Here is a 629-nt window from a genome sequence, read left to right on the forward strand (position 1 = left end):
ACCTGGCATGTAGACACTGTCTATCATGCGGCGGCGTATAAACACGTGCCGATGGTTGAGCACAACATCGCTGAAGGTGTGCTGAACAACGTGGTGGGTACGCTCAATACCGCCCAGGCGGCATTGAAAGCCGGTGTTGCCAACTTCGTCCTGATCTCGACAGACAAAGCCGTACGGCCCACCAATGTCATGGGCAGTACCAAGCGCCTTGCCGAATTGACGTTGCAAGCGCTGAGTCGTGAGTTGGCTCCGGTGTTGTTCGCAGATACGAGCAATGTTTCGCGTGTGAACAAAACACGCTTCACCATGGTACGGTTTGGTAACGTCCTGGGATCGTCGGGTTCGGTCATTCCGTTGTTTCACAAGCAGATCAAGTCAGGCGGTCCGCTGACGGTCACGCATCCGAAGATCACCCGATACTTCATGACCATCCCTGAAGCGGCGCAATTGGTGATTCAGGCGGGCTCCATGGGGCAGGGGGGTGATGTTTTTGTCCTGGACATGGGCGAGCCCGTGAGGATCGTCGAGCTGGCCGAGAAAATGATCCATTTGTCCGGCCTGAGCGTCCGTTCGGAAAAAAACCTGCATGGTGACATCGCTATCGAATTCACCGGGCTGCGTCCGGGTGA

1 protein-coding gene is annotated in these 629 nt (G+C 56.0%); it reads left to right on the forward strand.

Translation table 11 applies throughout. The annotated features are described in order from the left end of the window. Positions 1-629 (forward strand): polysaccharide biosynthesis protein (locus tag AB4Z35_RS29985; RefSeq protein WP_442101159.1); only part of this gene is annotated, 629 nt, incomplete at both ends.

This window comes from Pseudomonas sp. KB_15, assembly GCF_052114525.1.
Taxonomy (GTDB): Bacteria; Pseudomonadota; Gammaproteobacteria; order Pseudomonadales; family Pseudomonadaceae; genus Aquipseudomonas.